This window comes from Stenotrophomonas rhizophila, assembly GCF_003651185.1.
Lineage (GTDB): Bacteria > Pseudomonadota > Gammaproteobacteria > Xanthomonadales > Xanthomonadaceae > Stenotrophomonas > Stenotrophomonas maltophilia_Z.
Window position 1 is genome coordinate 293931 of record NZ_RCDC01000006.1, and the last position, 15877, is coordinate 309807.

Annotated in this window: 10 protein-coding genes; 6 read left to right on the top strand and 4 right to left on the bottom strand. The window is 66.9% G+C overall.

The annotated features are described in order from the left end of the window. Positions 1–100 precede the first annotated feature (100 nt). The gene (bcsZ, locus tag BCL79_RS15455; protein WP_121042658.1) at positions 101–1222 is read left to right on the top strand and encodes a cellulose synthase complex periplasmic endoglucanase BcsZ; all 1122 of its coding nucleotides are present in this window, start codon (positions 101–103) and stop codon (positions 1220–1222) included. A gap of 37 nt (positions 1223–1259) precedes the next feature. Here bcsZ and BCL79_RS15460 read toward each other — a convergent pair whose 3' ends face one another. Together BCL79_RS15460 and ettA are read right to left on the bottom strand one after the other, a co-directional pair. Continuing rightward, a complete protein-coding gene (locus tag BCL79_RS15460) occupies positions 1260–2576 on the bottom strand; it encodes an NCS2 family permease (RefSeq protein WP_121042660.1) in 1317 nt (438 codons plus the stop codon). Positions 2577–2669: 93 nt separating this feature from the next. Next, on the bottom strand, positions 2670–4334 hold the full coding sequence (gene ettA / locus BCL79_RS15465; RefSeq protein WP_121042662.1) for an energy-dependent translational throttle protein EttA: 1665 nt from the start codon (positions 4332–4334) through the stop codon (positions 2670–2672). A 236-nt stretch (positions 4335–4570) separates the two neighbouring features. On the opposite strand from ettA, the gene BCL79_RS15470 reads away from it, so the two are divergent. Then, a complete protein-coding gene (locus tag BCL79_RS15470; RefSeq protein WP_121042664.1) occupies positions 4571–5047 on the top strand; it encodes an RcnB family protein in 477 nt (158 codons plus the stop codon). 59 nt (positions 5048–5106) lie between these two features. On the opposite strand, the gene BCL79_RS15475 is transcribed toward BCL79_RS15470, so the two are convergent. Both BCL79_RS15475 and BCL79_RS15480 read right to left on the bottom strand, forming a co-directional pair. Continuing rightward, positions 5107–11157 carry an MBG domain-containing protein gene (locus BCL79_RS15475; RefSeq protein ID WP_121042666.1) on the bottom strand — a complete coding sequence of 2017 codons (6051 nt, stop codon included), beginning with the start codon at positions 11155–11157 and terminating at the stop codon, positions 5107–5109. Positions 11158–11169: 12 nt separating this feature from the next. Continuing rightward, complete coding sequence (locus tag BCL79_RS15480; RefSeq protein ID WP_121042668.1) at positions 11170–12855, bottom strand: ShlB/FhaC/HecB family hemolysin secretion/activation protein; 1686 nt, start codon at positions 12853–12855, stop codon at positions 11170–11172. Between the two features lie 234 nt (positions 12856–13089). Here BCL79_RS15480 and glyA point away from each other — a divergent pair, with 234 nt between their 5' ends. The 4 genes from glyA to nrdR all read left to right on the top strand — a co-directional run bounded on the left by glyA (position 13090) and on the right by nrdR (position 15847). Then, positions 13090–14343: a serine hydroxymethyltransferase gene (glyA, locus tag BCL79_RS15485; RefSeq protein ID WP_121042670.1), complete on the top strand. Its 1254-nt coding sequence runs from the start codon at positions 13090–13092 to the stop codon at positions 14341–14343. A gap of 34 nt (positions 14344–14377) precedes the next feature. After that, positions 14378–14770, top strand: coding sequence for a hypothetical protein (locus BCL79_RS15490; RefSeq protein WP_183073804.1), 393 nt, complete (start codon positions 14378–14380; stop codon positions 14768–14770). Between the two features lie 4 nt (positions 14771–14774). Continuing rightward, a complete protein-coding gene (locus BCL79_RS15495; protein WP_121042674.1) occupies positions 14775–15218 on the top strand; it encodes a hypothetical protein in 444 nt (147 codons plus the stop codon). Between the two features lie 107 nt (positions 15219–15325). Beyond that, entirely contained in the window at positions 15326–15847 is a 522-nt protein-coding gene (gene nrdR, locus BCL79_RS15500; protein WP_019182518.1) for a transcriptional regulator NrdR, read from the top strand. Positions 15848–15877: the final 30 nt, after the last annotated feature.

Sequence of the window (15877 nt, forward strand, 5' to 3'; positions counted from 1 at the left end):
GCTGCCAGGCTTTACCTGGCCGCGGGTGTCCCGCAGGCTTGGCCCGTTCCTGCTGCGAAGAGGCTGATGTCCCGTGACTGATTCCCCATCGTTCCACCCGATGCGCCGCCGCCTGCTGCAGGCGCTGGCCGTGACCCCGTTGTTGGCGTGTTCTGCCAACGGTCCAGCGCGTGGCCCCGGCCCGTGGACGGCGTGGCAGGTGATGCGCGCCTCCAGCGTGACCCCGGACGGCCGCATGGTCGACCACAACAACGCCGACCAGCGCTCGACCTCTGAAGGCCAGTCCTACGCGCTGTTCTTCGCGCTGGTGGACAACGATCAGCCGCTGTTCGACCGCATCCTGCGCTGGACCGAGGACAACCTCGCCGGCGGCAGCATGGCCCAGCGCCTGCCGGCTTGGCTGTGGGGGCGCGATGCCGCCGCCAGCGCCTGGAAGGTGCTGGACGACAACCCGGCCAGCGACTCGGACGTGTGGCTGGCCTACACCCTGCACGAAGCGGCCCGGTTGTGGAAACGGCCCGCACTGCGGCAGACCGCCGAGGCGATGCTGGCCGCGATCCTGGCCCAGGAAGTGGTGAATGTGCCGGGCCTGGGCACGATGCTGATGCCGGGGCCGAACGGGTTTGCGACCGAAGATACCTGGCGCTTCAATCCCAGCTACGTACCGTTGCCGCTGCTGCGCCGGTTCGCCGCACTGGACCCGACCGGGCCGTGGACCACCGTGATCGGCAACAGCATGCGTCTGTTGCGCGACACCGCACCGCACGGCTTCGCGCCGGACTGGACCGCATGGCGCGACGGCAGCTTCATCGCCGATCCGGACAAGGGCCCGCTCGGCAGTTATGACGCGATCCGCTGTTACCTGTGGGCGGGCATGACCGCGGTCAACGATCCCAGCTTCCGCCCGGTGCTGGAGGCGCTGCATGGTCCGCTGACGGTGTTGCGCGACGGCCAGCCGATACCCGAGAAGGTCAACACACTCACCGGCGCGCGCGAGGGCACCGGCAACTACGGTTTCGAAGCGGCGTTGGTGCCGTACCTGCAGGTGCAGGGTGAAACGGATCGTGCGAAGGCACTGGCCGCGGCGCTGCCGACGCCGGAACAGCAGCGTGCCGCGCCGCCGCGCTATTACGAGCAGGTGCTCAGCCTGTTCGCCCTGGGCTGGTACGAAGGTCGCTATCGCTTCGCCGCCGACGGCCAATTGCGGCCGGCCTGGGCCTGATCCGCCGCCTACCGACCGCGGGTCGGTAGGCACACCCTCATTCCAGCGCGTAACGCAGCACGAACAACCCGGCCACCAGCCAGACCGCCGGGTGCACCTCGCGCCAGCGCCCGGTGCCGGCCTTGAGCACCGCATACGCGATGAAGCCGAAGGCCAGGCCATTGGCGATGGAGTAGGTGAACGGCATCGCCAACGCGCACAGCGCGGCCGGCACCGATTCGGTCAGGTCGCCCCAGTCCACATCCACCAGCTCACGCAGCATCAGCCCGGCCACGAACAGCAGGGCAGGGGCGGTGGCATAGCCGGGCACCATCGCCGCCAGCGGCGAGAACAACAGGGCGGCCAGAAACAGCGCGGCCACCACCAACGCGGTCAACCCGGTGCGGCCACCGGCCTGCACGCCCGAAGCGCTTTCAGCGAAGGCGGTGGTGCTGCTGGTCCCGAGCAGCGAGCCGGCCACGATCGCGGTGCTGTCGGCCAGCAGCGCGCGGCCGAACCGCTTCTGTGCGCCCGGTAGTTTCAGCAGCCCCGCACGACCGACCACGCCGTACAGCGTGCCGGTGGCATCGAACACTTCCACCAGCACGAACACCAGCACTACCTGCAGCAACACTGCGATCGGCGCACCGCCGTCGTGGTGCAGCAGGCCGGGCAGGTCCAGCTGCAGGAAGGTCGGGGCCAGACTCGGTGGCAGCGAGATCAGGCCGTGGAACTGCACATCACCGAGCAGCCACGCCGCACCGGTGACGGCCAGAATCCCGATCAGGATCGCGCCACGCACCTTGCGCGCCTCCAGGATGGCGATCAGCAGGAAGCCGGCCAGCGCCAGCAGCGGCGGCGCCGTATTGAGCGGACCGAGTGCGACCAGTGTGTCGGTGTTGGCGATGATCACCCCGGATTTCTGCAGCGCGATGATCGCCAGGAACAGCCCGATGCCGGCCACGATCGCCGCACGCAGCGAGGGCGGGATGCCCGCCACCAGCCACGCGCGTACGCCGGTGAGCGACAGCACCAGGAACACCAGACCGGATATGAAGACGGCGGCCAACGCCTGCTGCCAGGGCAGGCCGGCGGCGCCGACCACGGTGAAGGCGAAAAACGCATTCAAGCCCATGCCCGGGGCCATGCCGACCGGGAAGTTGGCGGCGAACGCCATCACCATCGAGCCCAGTGCAGCGGCCAGGCAGGTGGCGACGAATACCGCACCCGGGTCCATGCCGGTGGTGCCCAGGATGTCCGGGTTGACGAACACGATGTAGGACATCGTCAGGAAGGTGGTCAGGCCGGCCAGCAGTTCGGTGCGCACGGAGGTGCCGTGCTGCTTCAGCTGGAACAGGCGCTCGGGGAGGGACATGGTGGTTATCTCGCGACGATAAGGCGTCACGACCAACGGTCGTGACCTACCGGAATGCAAACGGCCGCGCAGTGCGCGGCCGTTTTTCCTTTCTTATTTCAGCGCCTTGAAGCGCAGGCGCTTCGGCGCGGCGTCGTCGCCCATGCGGCGGCGCTTGTCTTCTTCGTACTCGCGGTAGTTGCCCTGGAAGAACTCCACGTGCGAATCGCCTTCGAACGCCAGGATGTGGGTCGCGATGCGATCCAGGAACCAGCGGTCATGCGAAATCACGAAGGTGTTGCCCGGGAACTCCAGCAGCGCATCTTCCAGCGCACGCAGGGTTTCGATGTCCAGATCGTTGGACGGTTCATCGAGCAGCAGCACGTTGCCACCCTGCAGCAGGGTCTTGGCCATGTGCAGGCGGCCACGCTCACCACCGGACAGCGAGCCGACCAGCTTCTGCTGATCCTGGCCCTTGAAGTTGAAGCGGCCGATGTAAGCGCGCGACTGGATCTCCACACCGTTGATGTTGAGGATGTCCAGGCCGCCGGCGATTTCCTGGAAGACGTTGTGGTTGCCTTCCAGCGCGTCGCGGCTCTGATCCACGTAGGACAGCTTGACGGTCGGGCCGACCACGATCTCGCCGGTATCCGGCTTTTCCTGGCCGGTGATCATCTTGAACAGGGTCGACTTACCGGCACCGTTGGGGCCGATGATGCCGACGATCGCGCCACCCGGAACCAGGAAGTTGAGGTTGTCGAACAGCAGGCGGTCACCGAACTTCTTGGAGACGTTCTTGAACTCCATCACCGCATTGCCCAGGCGCTCGCCCGGCGGGATGAAGATTTCATTGGTCTCGTTGCGCTTCTGGTAATCCACCGACTGCAGCTCTTCCAGGCGGGCCAGACGGGCCTTGCCCTTGGTGCGGCCGCCCTTGGCGTTCTGGCGCGACCACTCCAGTTCCTTCTGGATCGCCTTCTGGCGGGACTTCTCCTGGTTGTCTTCCTGACGCAGGCGGTCGTCCTTCTGGGTCAGCCAGTCGGTGTAGTTGCCCTTCCACGGAATGCCGCGGCCGCGATCCAGTTCCAGGATCCACTCGGCGGCGTTGTCCAGGAAGTAGCGATCATGGGTGACGGCCACGACGGTGCCGGTGTAGCGGGCCAGGAACTGCTCCAGCCATTCCACGGACTCGGCGTCCAGATGGTTGGTCGGTTCATCGAGCAGCAGCATGTCCGGCTTCTGCAACAGCAGGCGGCACAGCGCCACACGGCGCTTTTCACCACCGGACAGGGTGCCCACGATGGCTTCCCACGGCGGCAGGCGCAGCGCATCGGCGGCCACGTCCAGCTGGTTTTCCAGGGTATGTGCATCGCCTGCGGCGAGGATCGCCTCCAGGCGCTCCTGCTCCTTGGCCAGCTTGTCGAAGTCCGCGCCTTCCTCGGCATAGGCCAGGTAGACGGCGTCCAGCTGGGCCTGGGCCTGCAGCACTTCGCCCACGCCTTCCTCGACCGATTCACGCACGGTCTTGGTCGGGTCCAGTTCCGGTTCCTGGGCCAGGTAGCCGACCTTGATGCCGGCCTGCGGGCGGGCTTCGCCCTCGAAATCGGTGTCCACGCCGGCCATGATCTTGAGCACCGTCGACTTGCCGGAGCCGTTCAGGCCCAACAGGCCGATCTTGGCACCCGGGAAGAACGACAGCGAGATGTCCTTGATGATCTGCCGCTTGGGCGGGACCACCTTGCTGACGCGGTTCATGGTGTAGATGTATTGCGAGGACATGAGGTCTCCGAAGGCGCAACCCTGCGCCCGTTCCGGACGGAACAGGAACAGATGGAAGAAAAGGATGCCCCGATTATAGCCGGAAGCGATCAGTGCCGCCGGGAGCCACGAGCCCCGGGGCTTGCCGCCGCCTGAATGCGGGGTCAAAGCCCTTGAATTGGAAACCGTTTCCAGCCGGAGACCGTTCAGACGGCGTGCGCATGATGGAGCCATCAATCCACCAAGCGAGGCCAATCATGCGCATGAATCGATTTGTGGTCGGGGCCGTTGCCTCGCTGCTGGCCTTGGGCACCGTGGCCCCGGCCTTCGCCGATGACCATCGTGGCCGCGGTCACGACCGCCGGGAGTGGCGTGATGACCGTCGTGACAACCGCCACGATCGCCATGACCGGCACGATCGTCATGACCGTCGCGAGGTCCGCCACGACCGCCGTTACGACCATCGCTACGACAACCGTGGTTACTACCGTCCGGGCCCGCCGCCGCCGCGTGTGGTCTATCGCCCGGCCCCGGGGTATGGCTCCTACGGCTGGGCGCGTGGCCACCGCTACCGTGAGTACTACGGCGGCCCGGTCTACGTGGTCAACGATTACAGCCGCTATTCGGTGCGCCGCCCGCCGCGTGACCACCAGTGGATCCGCGATGATCGCGGCAACCTGCTGCTGGTCGCCATCGCCACCGGGATCATTGCGGACTACGTGATCAACCGGTAAGCAGGATGACAAGAAGGCGCATCCGGTGGATGCGCCTTCTTGCTATCGCACGCCGGCGATCATTCCGGCGGCTGGCGCAGGCAACCTCCGCGCAGGGACGTGCAGCGATCCTCGACGGGACGGATGGCCGCTTCGCTCAGGCGGTACAGCGGCGGGGTGGATGGCTCTGCCAATGGGATCACCGCGAGCGCAGGTAGATTGGCCGCGACCTCGCGCGCCACCTGCCGTGCCTGTTCTGGCCACACTCCAACGATGTCCAGCGTACCGGGGCGGTAGCGGATGTCGTAGTTGCCCAAGCGGGCACCCTGCGCATCGCCGGCGTGGATCGCATAGCGGCCGGGGCGCGCACCGGCATCATCCCCCTCGATGCGCAACACAACACTGTCGATGGCATCGCCGGTGAGCAGCCCTTCGGCGGTATGGCCATTCAGTACAGCGATCTGGCCGATGTTGCTGCGGGCATCGTTGGCGGTGATGGTCAATCCGGCCTTGCCGATGGACAGCACGCCGTTGACGTAGGTGATGTCGTAGTTGGACAAGCCGTTGCCGTCGGCGTTGCTGGCGGTGATGGTGTAGTTGCCGACGTTGGCACTAGCGCTGGCTCCGGAGCTCGCCAGATCGACCTTGCCCACCGTATCACCATGGAGCAGACCATCGACGTTGTAACCGGCCAGGCCGCCGGTTTGCCCATACGTCCTGCTGCCATCATTGGCGGTGATGGTCAATCCGGCCTTGCCGATGCTCAGGACGCCGTCGACATAGGTGATGTCGTAGTTGGACAGACCGGTGCCGTCGGCGTTGCTGACGGTGATGGCGTAGCCGCCGACGTTGGCTGTCGCCGACGCGCCATTGCTGCCCAGTGCGACCGAAGAAACGGCATCGCTATTGAGCAGGCCATCTACGCTGTAGCCGGCCAGGACGAGGCTCTGGCCATAGGTCTTGCTGCCACTATCGGCGGTGATGGTCAGCCCGGCTTTGCCGATGCTCAGGATCCCGTCGACATAGGTGATGTCGTAGTTCGACAGCCCCGTGCCATCCGCGTTGCTGGCGGCGATCAGGTAGTTGCCGACGTTGGCCGTCGCCACCATGCCGGTGGATACCAGATCTACTGAAGACACGGTGTCGCCGTTGACCAGACCATGGCTGCCAAAGCCGTCGAGGCCACCGGACTGGCCATAGGTCTTGCCGCCGTTGTTGGCGGTGATCGTCAGTGCCCGTGGATCCACCTGCAGGGTGCCATCGATGAAGCGCAGTGCATAGCCGGCCTGCGAGCTGTCGAGTGATCCCTTTCCGACCCACAGCGCATAGGGTGTGGTGGACACATTGGCCATCGCAGTGGAGCCGGCTGAGGTGATCAACGGAGCGCCACCCAATACGCCGCCGATCCGATCCGCTTCATAAGCGCCGGCTACGCCCTGCATCGCCCCGCTCACGATGTAAGCCTGGCTCAGATCGACGGTATCGCCATAGATCTTGCTCAGGTTTGCACCGGTGACGGTCAAAAGAGGCTGGTAAGCGAACAGGTAGCGGTTGCCGCTGGCCGTTGGCGTTGCGAATGCCGGGGTGTTCCAGAGTGCGGTATTGCCGCTGTCGAGGCCATTGAACTGGTGGTTCAGCATTGGGCTGTCGAGGAAGATGCGCCACTGGCCATTGCCGCCGCTGACATCGAGTGCGGTAGAGCCAACGTCATTGACGAAGCGACCCGCTGTTGCGAGGTCGATTGTGTCGGCACGGATCATGCCGGTGAGGCGCAGCTCGCCATCGCTGCTGGCGCGCAGTGCACCCGTCGTGACGGAGCCCAATCTCAGCGCGTTGGCGGCGTTGATAGCGATATCGCGGCCAGACAGATCGACTGCTCCAGTGAAATGGTTGCCGGCATCTTTCAACGCGATATCCGCGCCATTGGCATTGAACGAAGACGCGCCGCCTACCCGGAATGCATCGGCTTGGGTAATGCCGCCGGTATCCACGTCGACCGATAGATTTCCGGTAACGTGGAGGCTCGAGCCCAGCGCGGTGAGGTTGGCATCGATGTTCAGATGACTCAACGCGCCAGCCCCCCCGACCGCGCCTGCGATACCCACCTGCCCGCCGGCGTTGATGTCCAACGCGTGCGTCCCGTCGACCGTGCCACCGAACGCGACGCTGCGACCGGCGGCGAGCGCCACATCACGATCCAGCCGCACCGCGCCGGCGTACTCCTGATCCTCGTCGGTGGTGACGTCGCCGCGCAGGGCGATCGTGTCCGCCGTTGCACGCAGGTTGCGTGCATCGACGGTGCCCAGCGGCAGGGTGTTGGCAGCACGGATCGTGATGTCACGACCGGCAAGTGCGACTGAGCCGGCGAACTGGTTGCCCGCGTGGGTCAGCGTGATGTCGCCGATGCCTGCAGCGAGCGTGCTGGCGCCGCCGACCATCAACGCGCCCGTCTGCGTGATCGCGCCCCCATTCGAGCGCGCATCCAACGCACCGGCAAGCGTCATGGCGCCGAGGTTGAGCGCACCGTGGCTGGTCGCGGCCAACGAGGACGCAGACACGCCGCCGAACGCCAGCGCATTTCGATCCGTGATCGCCACCGCGCCGGCACCGACGAGGTCGATCTCGCCTCCGAAATCGTTGTCGGTTCGCGTCAGGGTGATCGCGCCGCCGTTCGTCGCCAGGCGCGTGTCGCCCGTGACCTGGAACGCAGCCGACTGGGTGATGCCATCCCTGTCGCTCGCAAGCGACAGGGTGCCACCGCCGTTGCCGTCGTCGATGGTCAGCGCACCGCCGATCACGATCCGCGCTGCATCGGCATCCAGCCCGGCGAGCGCATGGCTGCCGCCGACCGCGCCCCCGAAGCGTATGTCGCCGTCGCCGGCGCGCGCGGTCAGGGTATGCCGGCCACTGGCGGTCGAGTCGACTGTGCCGGTGAACGCAATGTCGCCCGACGCGCTGTCCAGCGCGGTGTCGGCATCGAGCACAACGCTGCCCCGATAGGTCTGGTCACCCGAGGTGGTCATGGCGGGCGCCAGGTGGATCGTCGTCGCCTGCGCATCGAGGCTGGCCGCGTCCACCTGGCCGAGCACCAGGGTATTGCTGTCGCGGAGCGCGACGTTGCGACCGCGCATGTGGACCCGACCACTGAAGTCGTTGCCGGCGCCGCGCAGATCCATGTCGCGACCCGCATCGAGGGTCGTTGTGCCGCCTGCATCGATGCGGCCACCGGTCTGCACGATGTCCACGCCGCTCGACAGCGCGAGCGCGCCCGCCGCGGAGGCATCGGCTCCGAGCACCAGACCGTTCGCGCCATACAGGGACACGGCACCGCCGCCGAGTGTGTGGCCCAGGGCCAATGCGCCGGTCTCCGAGCGCAGGGTCAAGCGCCCCATGCCCGTGTTGACAGCGGTGGCGAGTTCCAGAGTGCCGCCTGCGAGATCGACACTGCTTCCAGCGCCGCTGGCGAGGTCGACGACCCGCAGGGTGTCCTGGCCGCGCAGGACCACGCCTGCACCGGCGCGCGCGCCCACATCGCCGCCGAAGCGGTTGCCGGCATGTGCCACTGCGATCGCGCCGACGGCATCGAAGGATGCGACCGCTGCGACGACGAGTGCGCCGGCCTGGCCGATCGCCGCGCCGCTGTCCGCAGTGAGGCTGCCGCCGACGCGGCCGGCACCGAACACGAGGCCGCCGGTGCCTGCATGCGCGCCCAGGTCGCCGTCGATGTCGAAGGTCCCCAGGGAAAGCGCGCTGCCGGTCAGCGTGGCATCACCCGCGACCCTCGCGTCGGCCAGCGTCAGTCCGGCCACGCTGGTCGCGCGCAGGCTGTCCACGTCGATCCCTTCAAGCGTCAGCGCCGAGGCGGCATCGACGATCGCAGCGCCGCCATCGAGCGACAGCACGCCGCCGAAGCGGTTGGACGCATTGGCCAGGGTGATGTTGCCATTCGCCACGAAGCGGGCGTTGCCTCCGATGTCGTAGGCGCCCTGCTGGGTGTACGCGCTGCCGCTGTCCACGGTCAGCGTATTGGCCACGCGGATGCCGCGGGCGGACACCGTCGCGCCCTTGAGCGCCAGCGACTGCAGACGACGGGACGCACCGGCATCGGCGCCCAGCAAGACCCCGTTGAGGGCGGCGAGTGTCAGCTGGCCGCGGGCGTCGGTTTCCGCGTCGAGGGCACCGGTCACGGCGATCGAGCCGCCCGTGCTGCGCACCGTGTAGTTTCCGCTGCGCACCCCGGTCACGCCGAATGCGATGTTGCCCGCGGTGGTGAGGTTGCCACCGATCGTCGTCAGGTCGCGGACACCACGTGTATCGAACGACGACAGCGCAGTCGCGCCGCCGATGTTGCCCGCGAATGTCGACCAGCGGCCGGTGACGCCGAGTGCGTACGCGCCATCCACGCGACCGCCGAAGTCGACGGCGCCGACGGTACTGGTCAACTGCGTGTCGCGCTCGAGCAGCAGATCGCCACCGTAGAACTGGTAGCCCGCCGTGGTGACCGGTCCGGACAGCCGCAGTTGCGGCGCCCTCGCAAACAGGGCGCCGACGTTCAACGTGCCGAAGCGCAGCATCGCGGCGTCGCTGATGTACGCGTTGTTTCCGCCCAGCGACACGATGCCGCCGAAGGCATTGCCGGGGTTGTCGAATCGGATGTCGCCGTTGGCCTGCAGCGTTGTCGCGCCTGCCACACGCAGCGCGCCCGTCTGGAAGATGGCGCCAGTCGACGTCGCCGACAGCGCGCCACGGACGCTGCCGCCGCCGAAGCTGAGTGCGCTGGACACCGCCGGGCCTGAGGTGGTCGCGTCGAGGCTGCCTACATCCAGCTGCCCCAGTGTGAGAGCACCGGTATTGCGGATGCGGGCATCGCCACCCGAGGTGAGGCTGACCGCGCCCCCGAACCCGTTGTTCGGGTTGGTCAGGGTGATCGCATTGCCGCCGGTGTTGATCGTGCTGGTGCCGCCCACGTTGAGCGGTGCGACCTGCTCCAGCGCGATGCTGTTGCCCACCACCAGATTGCCCTGCACGGTGCCGCCAAGGTTACCGATGCGGTTGCTGGGTGACCCCAGCGTCACGTTCCGCAGGGGGCCGGCAAACTGCAGGGTCCCGGCCGACAGGGTTCCGGAGTTCTGGGTGACATCACCTTCGGCGTACAGCGTGGTGACACCGGCACTGACGTTGCCGGTCTGCACGATGCCCCCGCCGTGGGCCTGTACCACCAGGCTGCCATCGTTGCCCAAGACACTGCTGGCGGTGACCACGCCGCCCAGGTTGATCAGGGACGGCAGCAGGCCCGGCGCTACCGCCGCCTGCAGGTTGATCGCCCCGGCCTGCAGGGTGCCGGTGTTGTGGATGGCGCTGTTGCCGAACGCAGTGGCGGGGGAATTGCTGATGCTGGCCAAGTAGACGCTGATGCCGGTGCCGGGCTCGTAGAGCTGCAGCCGTACCGGGTTGCCCGCCATCAGGTTGATCTGCGCGGCCTGGATGCTGCCGCCATTGGTGACCGCCGCGCCCAGCAGCGATATCGATCCGTTGGTCGCGGTCAGGTTGCCCAGGTTGATGATCTGCGCACCGGTCTGGGCACTGCCCTGGAAATCGTAGACGTCATTGGCCACGCCTCCGTCCAGCGCCATCGTGCTGGCCACCAGGCCGCCGACGTTGGCGCTGGATCCTGAGCTGAACATGATCCCGGCCGGATTGATCAGGAACACCTGGCCGTTGCCGTTGAGCAGGCCGGCGATGGTGCTCGGCGTACCAGAATTGATCTTGTTGACGGTGACCGCGCTGCTACCGGGCACCACGAAGTTCACGGTACCGGTACTGCTGATGTCGAAGCTGTTCCAGTCAATCAGCGCCTTGGTCGATGTCTGGTTGACGGTGAGCGCATCGACACCGGAGGGGGTGATGTTGCCAGCTCCTGTGGTCCAGATGCCGCCGGTGGGCAGGGTCGCGGCAAGCCCGGCCGGCGCCCATAGCGCCAGCAGCAGCGGCAGCCAGAGTGGGCGCAGTGCCGGCTGCCGCTGCGAGGACAGGGCAGCACCGGAACCGGCCACGCTGCCACTGGCCAGCTCCGAAGCAACCTGGACGCGGCCCAACGCACGATTGAAGACAAGGCGATAGATACGATTCATGGTCTGTGGTCCTCAGAACGTCAGGCTGATGCCGGCCCAGACGCGCATATCGTCTTGATCGGCAGGTTGGGTGCGGCCGGTCGGGGTGGCAGCGGTCAGGTTGAACTGCAGGCCCTGCGGCAGCCGCAGCTGCAGGCCCAGCCCCGCGCCTTCAAGCGTGAGGGGCTGCAGCCCGAGCCGGCGGTTCTGCGCCACGGGCGAGGTCCTGCCCCAGTCGTAGAACAGCTGGAGCGACAACACGTCTCCCCAGTTGCGGCCTTGGAACGGTGAGGGCAGGGTGGCGAAGCCGGGCGCATCGACCTGGTACTCGAAGGTGGCCTGCACGCCACGATCGCCCAGCGCGGCCGAGAGCGGGAAGGCGCGCACGCTGTTGGGGCCGCCGATGCTGAACTGCTCCATCGGTGTGAGCGCGTTGTCGGTGAACTGGCCAGTGCCACGCAGGTAGAGGCGCTGGTTGCCGGGCAGGGCCTGCAGGCGAGCCGCCGACAGTCGCGTCACCCAGTAGTAGCTGTCGTGGTTGGGATACAGCCAATCGAACGGCGCTGACTCGTCGTTGATCGACTTGCGCGTGCTCAGCTGCACCAGGTTGATGCCGCGCAACCGGCGGTCGGTATGCCGCATCGACAGGCCGGCTTCAAGCACGTCGAACGTATGACGTGAGAGCTGCATGCCGAGGCCATCAAGACGGGATTCCTGGTGGATCCAGCGGCTGGAGACCTGCAGCAGCAGATCGGTACGGTTGACGAATTTCCAGTCCAGCCCGGCTTGCCCGACCGTGGTGGGGCCATGGATTTCCAGCGCCGCGAACGGGCCGTTGTTGAGCTCGATCTCGCTGCGGCTCACGCCGGCCGTCAGGCTCAGACCGTCGATGGCGGAGGAGGGAATGCTCAGCGATAACGCCCCCTGCCAGCTGTCGGCCGGATCCAGCCCGTAGGCGACACTGGCGCCCAGTACATCGGCCGCGCCAAGCGCGTTGAAGGCACTGATACCGAGTTCGGCGCGGTACTTGCCCGTGCTGTCGGTGCCATGGTTGTTCAGCCCGGCGGTGATTTCATACGGATGCGCGCTGTCCTGGGCGACCAGCACGATGTCCGTTTCACCGGCTTGCTGACCGGGCTGCAGCACCGAGGTAACCGACACCCCGGGCAGGTCACGCGCATACAGCAGGGCGCGGTCCAGTTCGGCGCGGCGCAGGGGACGGCCGATCAGCCCCAGGCTGCTGGCGCTGAGCTGGTGGTCGCGGTAGCGCTGGCTGCCCTGCACCAGCACCCGGCCCACCCGGCCTTCCAGGACATTCAGGGTGAGCATCTGGCGCTCGCCGATGTCCTGCGGCGGCACATAGGCCACCGAGACCAGAAACCCTGCCTCGCGATACGTCTGGGTGATCCGCGCGCTGATCTGCTGGATCTGCTCGAAATCCAGCGCGCCGGGCAGCGTTGGGCTGATCTCACGCAGTGCCTGGTTGGCGACGGCCTCCACGGCGGCGCGGCTGATGCCGCTGGCGGGGTGATCACCCACGCCCTCCACGGTGATCCGCGCGATCAGTACGGTCGCGCTTGCGGTGGCGGCCGGTGGCGCAGTGTCGGCGGCCAAGGCGACCTGGCCGAGGGGCGCGGCCAGGGCCAGGACGAGCAGGCCTGCCCGCCGTGGCAGGCAGCACTGACGGAGGGCGGGGGGCGAGAAGCCGGAGCAGCGCATTGGAGCGTTTCCTTACGGTGATAGGCCCCAGGACGGGAAAAACCAGGGCTGATCCTGTTAACCGTCAAAAGTGCGTGACCGCCATCACCGAATCCAGCGTATGTCTCAAAAAATGGGGGCAGGGCGCCTTTGACCGGGCCGGCCGCGCGCAGCCAGGGCGCCGAAGCAGGGCAGCCCCAGCCTGGGAACGGGCTACAATCGACGCCTTTCCTCCCTGTCCTGGAGTACCACCCGATGTTCCCGCGCGACGTCCGCATCGAAAGCTACGATCCCGAACTGGCCAAGGCCATTGCCGCCGAAACCCAGCGCCAGGAAGACCATGTCGAGCTGATTGCCAGCGAGAACTACACCAGCCCGGCGGTGATGGAAGCCCAGGGCAGCCAGCTGACCAACAAGTACGCCGAGGGCTATCCGGGCAAGCGTTACTACGGTGGCTGCGAATACGTGGACATCGCCGAGCAGCTGGCCATCGATCGCCTCAAGCAGCTGTTCGATGCCGACTATGCCAACGTGCAGCCGCACAGCGGTTCGCAGGCCAACCAGGCGGTGTACTTCGCGCTGCTGCAGCCGGGCGACACCATCCTGGGCATGAGCCTGGCCCATGGCGGCCACCTGACCCACGGTGCCAAGGTCAATGCCTCGGGCAAGCTGTTCAACGCCGTCCAGTACGGTGTCGACGAAGCCGGCCTGATCGACTATGACGAGGTCGAGCGCCTGGCCCTGGAGCACAAGCCGAAGATGGTCGTCGCCGGGTTCTCGGCTTACTCGCAGGTGGTGGACTGGGCGCGCTTCCGCGCCATCGCCGACAAGGTCGGTGCCTACCTGTTCGTGGATATGGCGCACGTGGCCGGTCTGGTCGCCGCCGGGGTCTACCCGAGCCCGCTGCCGCACGCCCACGTGGTCACCTCGACCACCCACAAGACCCTGCGCGGCCCGCGTGGCGGCATCATCATCGCCAAGGGGGCAAGCGAAGAACTGCAGAAGAAGCTGCAGTCCATCGTGTTCCCGGGCATCCAGGGCGGTCCGCTGATGCACGTCATCGCCGGCAAGGCCGTGGCCTTCAAGGAGGCGCTGGAGCCGGGATTCAAGGCCTACCAGCAGCAGGTGGTCAAGAACGCCCAGGCGATGGCGGATACGCTGATCGCGCGCGGCTACAAGATCGTCTCTGGCGGTACCCAGAACCACCTGATGCTGGTCGACATGATCGGCAAGGATGTCTCGGGCAAGGATGCTGAAGCCGCGCTCGGCCTGGCCCACATCACCGTCAACAAGAATTCCGTGCCGAACGACCCGCGTTCGCCGTTCGTGACCTCGGGCCTGCGCCTGGGTACGCCGGCGGTCACCACGCGCGGTTACGTGGAGCAGGACTGCGTGGAGCTGGCCAACTGGATCGCCGACGTGCTAGACGCCCCGGCAGATGAGGCCGTGATCGCCCGCGTCCGCGACGCGGTCAGCGCGCAGTGCCGCAAGTACCCGGTCTACGGCTGATATGGACGAGGGCCGGCAACGGCGTATCTACGCCGTGCTGGCCCTGATCTGCGGCATCGTGGGGATGGCCGGCGGCGGCACGTTCGCCGCCATCGGGGTCTGGGTCGCGTTCGTCGAGCCGGCCTATCTGGACCGGGCCTCGCGCCTGTTGATCGGTGGCTGGGGCAGTGCGGGCCTGAGCGGGGTGGCGGGCTGGCTGTGGTTGAGCAGCCGCTATCTCCGACAGGGACGCACCGGCCTGCGCGATGCCGGGCCTTGGCCGTGGGTTGCATTGGGCCTTGGCGTCCTTGCCGCCCTGGCGGTGGTCGGCATGGCATTCTGGCAGGCCGCCGCGAGTCCGATGGCACTGGTTCTGCTGCTGGCAGGGCCGCCGCTGATGTTGCCGGCTGTCATGCTGGTGCGGCTGCGGTGCACGCAAGGCGCCTGACGGGATGAAACCCCTGGGCAGGCAGCGGTGGGGTCTGCTGCTGCATATGGCGTTGTTTGGACTCCCGCATGCCGTGGCGGCGTTTGTCGTGGTTGGGCTGTGCGTGCGCGATGTGCTCCATCAATACGGTGGGCCAGGCGATGCGCCGGGGTGGGCGGCCGCGTGGTTCGTCGCCGCCAGTCTGGTGCTGATCATCTGGTGGGGCCTTGCCCGGCGCTGGTGGCAGGGCGGCTCGGGCGAACTTCTTGCGGCCTCATCGGTGTGGTGGGCTGGCTTGGTGGCCGCCCCCGTGGCAACCGGCATTGCCTGGGCGGGTCTGGTGCGGTCGATCGTCCACCATCATCTGTTCGAAGGGCCCGCGCCAGCGGCCGCCCTGCTCCTGATGGCGGGCCTCCCGCTGCTCTCCTGCGCGGCGCACCTGCTATGGCTGCGTTGGCGCGCCAGGTAGGCGGGCGGGCCTTTCCGGGCCGCTATTTGCTGTAGCTGGTCCCTCTCAGGTACCGTTGCGACGCTGCCGTGACCACGGCATGACGTTTTCCCGATGTAAGGCGTTCCATGTACTGTCCGTTCTGCCAGCATGCCGATACCCGTGTGATCGACTCGCGCGTCTCTGAAGACGGCGCGACGATCCGGCGTCGCCGCGAGTGCGAGGCCTGCAACGAGCGCTTCAGCACCCTGGAAACCATCGAACTGAAACTGCCGGCGATCGTGAAAAGCGACGGCAGCCGGGAGGCGTTCGATGCCCGCAAGGTCCGCAGTGGTTTCGACCGCGCGCTGCAGAAGCGCCCGGTCCCCGAGGACAAGATCGAGCTGGCGGTGCGCGCGGTGATGCAGCAGGCGCGTATCTGCGGCGAACGCGAAATCCCCTCGATCAAGGTCGGTGAGTTCGTGATGAACGAGCTGCGCAAGCTCGACCATGTCGGCTACGTGCGGTTTGCCTCGGTGTACCGCAGCTTCGAAGACGTGGCCGATTTCCGCGAGGAAATCGAGAAGCTTGAACGGGAGTTGCCCTCCAGCACCGAACAGCTGCAGCTGCTCGGCGATGTGATCGCGCTGACCAAGAAAAAGAAAGGCTGAGCCTGCGCCGCATCGCGGCCACCACGGCTG

Coding starts and splice junctions, on each gene's coding strand:
- BCL79_RS15470 (WP_121042664.1), top strand. CDS start 4,571: ATGCGCATGAATCGATTTGTGGTCGGGGCCGTTGCCTCGCTGCTGGCC.
- BCL79_RS15475 (WP_121042666.1), bottom strand. CDS start 11,157: ATGAATCGTATCTATCGCCTTGTCTTCAATCGTGCGTTGGGCCGCGTC.
- BCL79_RS15460 (WP_121042660.1), bottom strand. CDS start 2,576: ATGTCCCTCCCCGAGCGCCTGTTCCAGCTGAAGCAGCACGGCACCTCC.
- bcsZ (WP_121042658.1), top strand. CDS start 101: ATGCGCCGCCGCCTGCTGCAGGCGCTGGCCGTGACCCCGTTGTTGGCG.
- BCL79_RS15480 (WP_121042668.1), bottom strand. CDS start 12,855: ATGCGCTGCTCCGGCTTCTCGCCCCCCGCCCTCCGTCAGTGCTGCCTG.
- nrdR (WP_019182518.1), top strand. CDS start 15,326: ATGTACTGTCCGTTCTGCCAGCATGCCGATACCCGTGTGATCGACTCG.
- glyA (WP_121042670.1), top strand. CDS start 13,090: ATGTTCCCGCGCGACGTCCGCATCGAAAGCTACGATCCCGAACTGGCC.
- ettA (WP_121042662.1), bottom strand. CDS start 4,334: ATGTCCTCGCAATACATCTACACCATGAACCGCGTCAGCAAGGTGGTC.
- BCL79_RS15495 (WP_121042674.1), top strand. CDS start 14,775: ATGAAACCCCTGGGCAGGCAGCGGTGGGGTCTGCTGCTGCATATGGCG.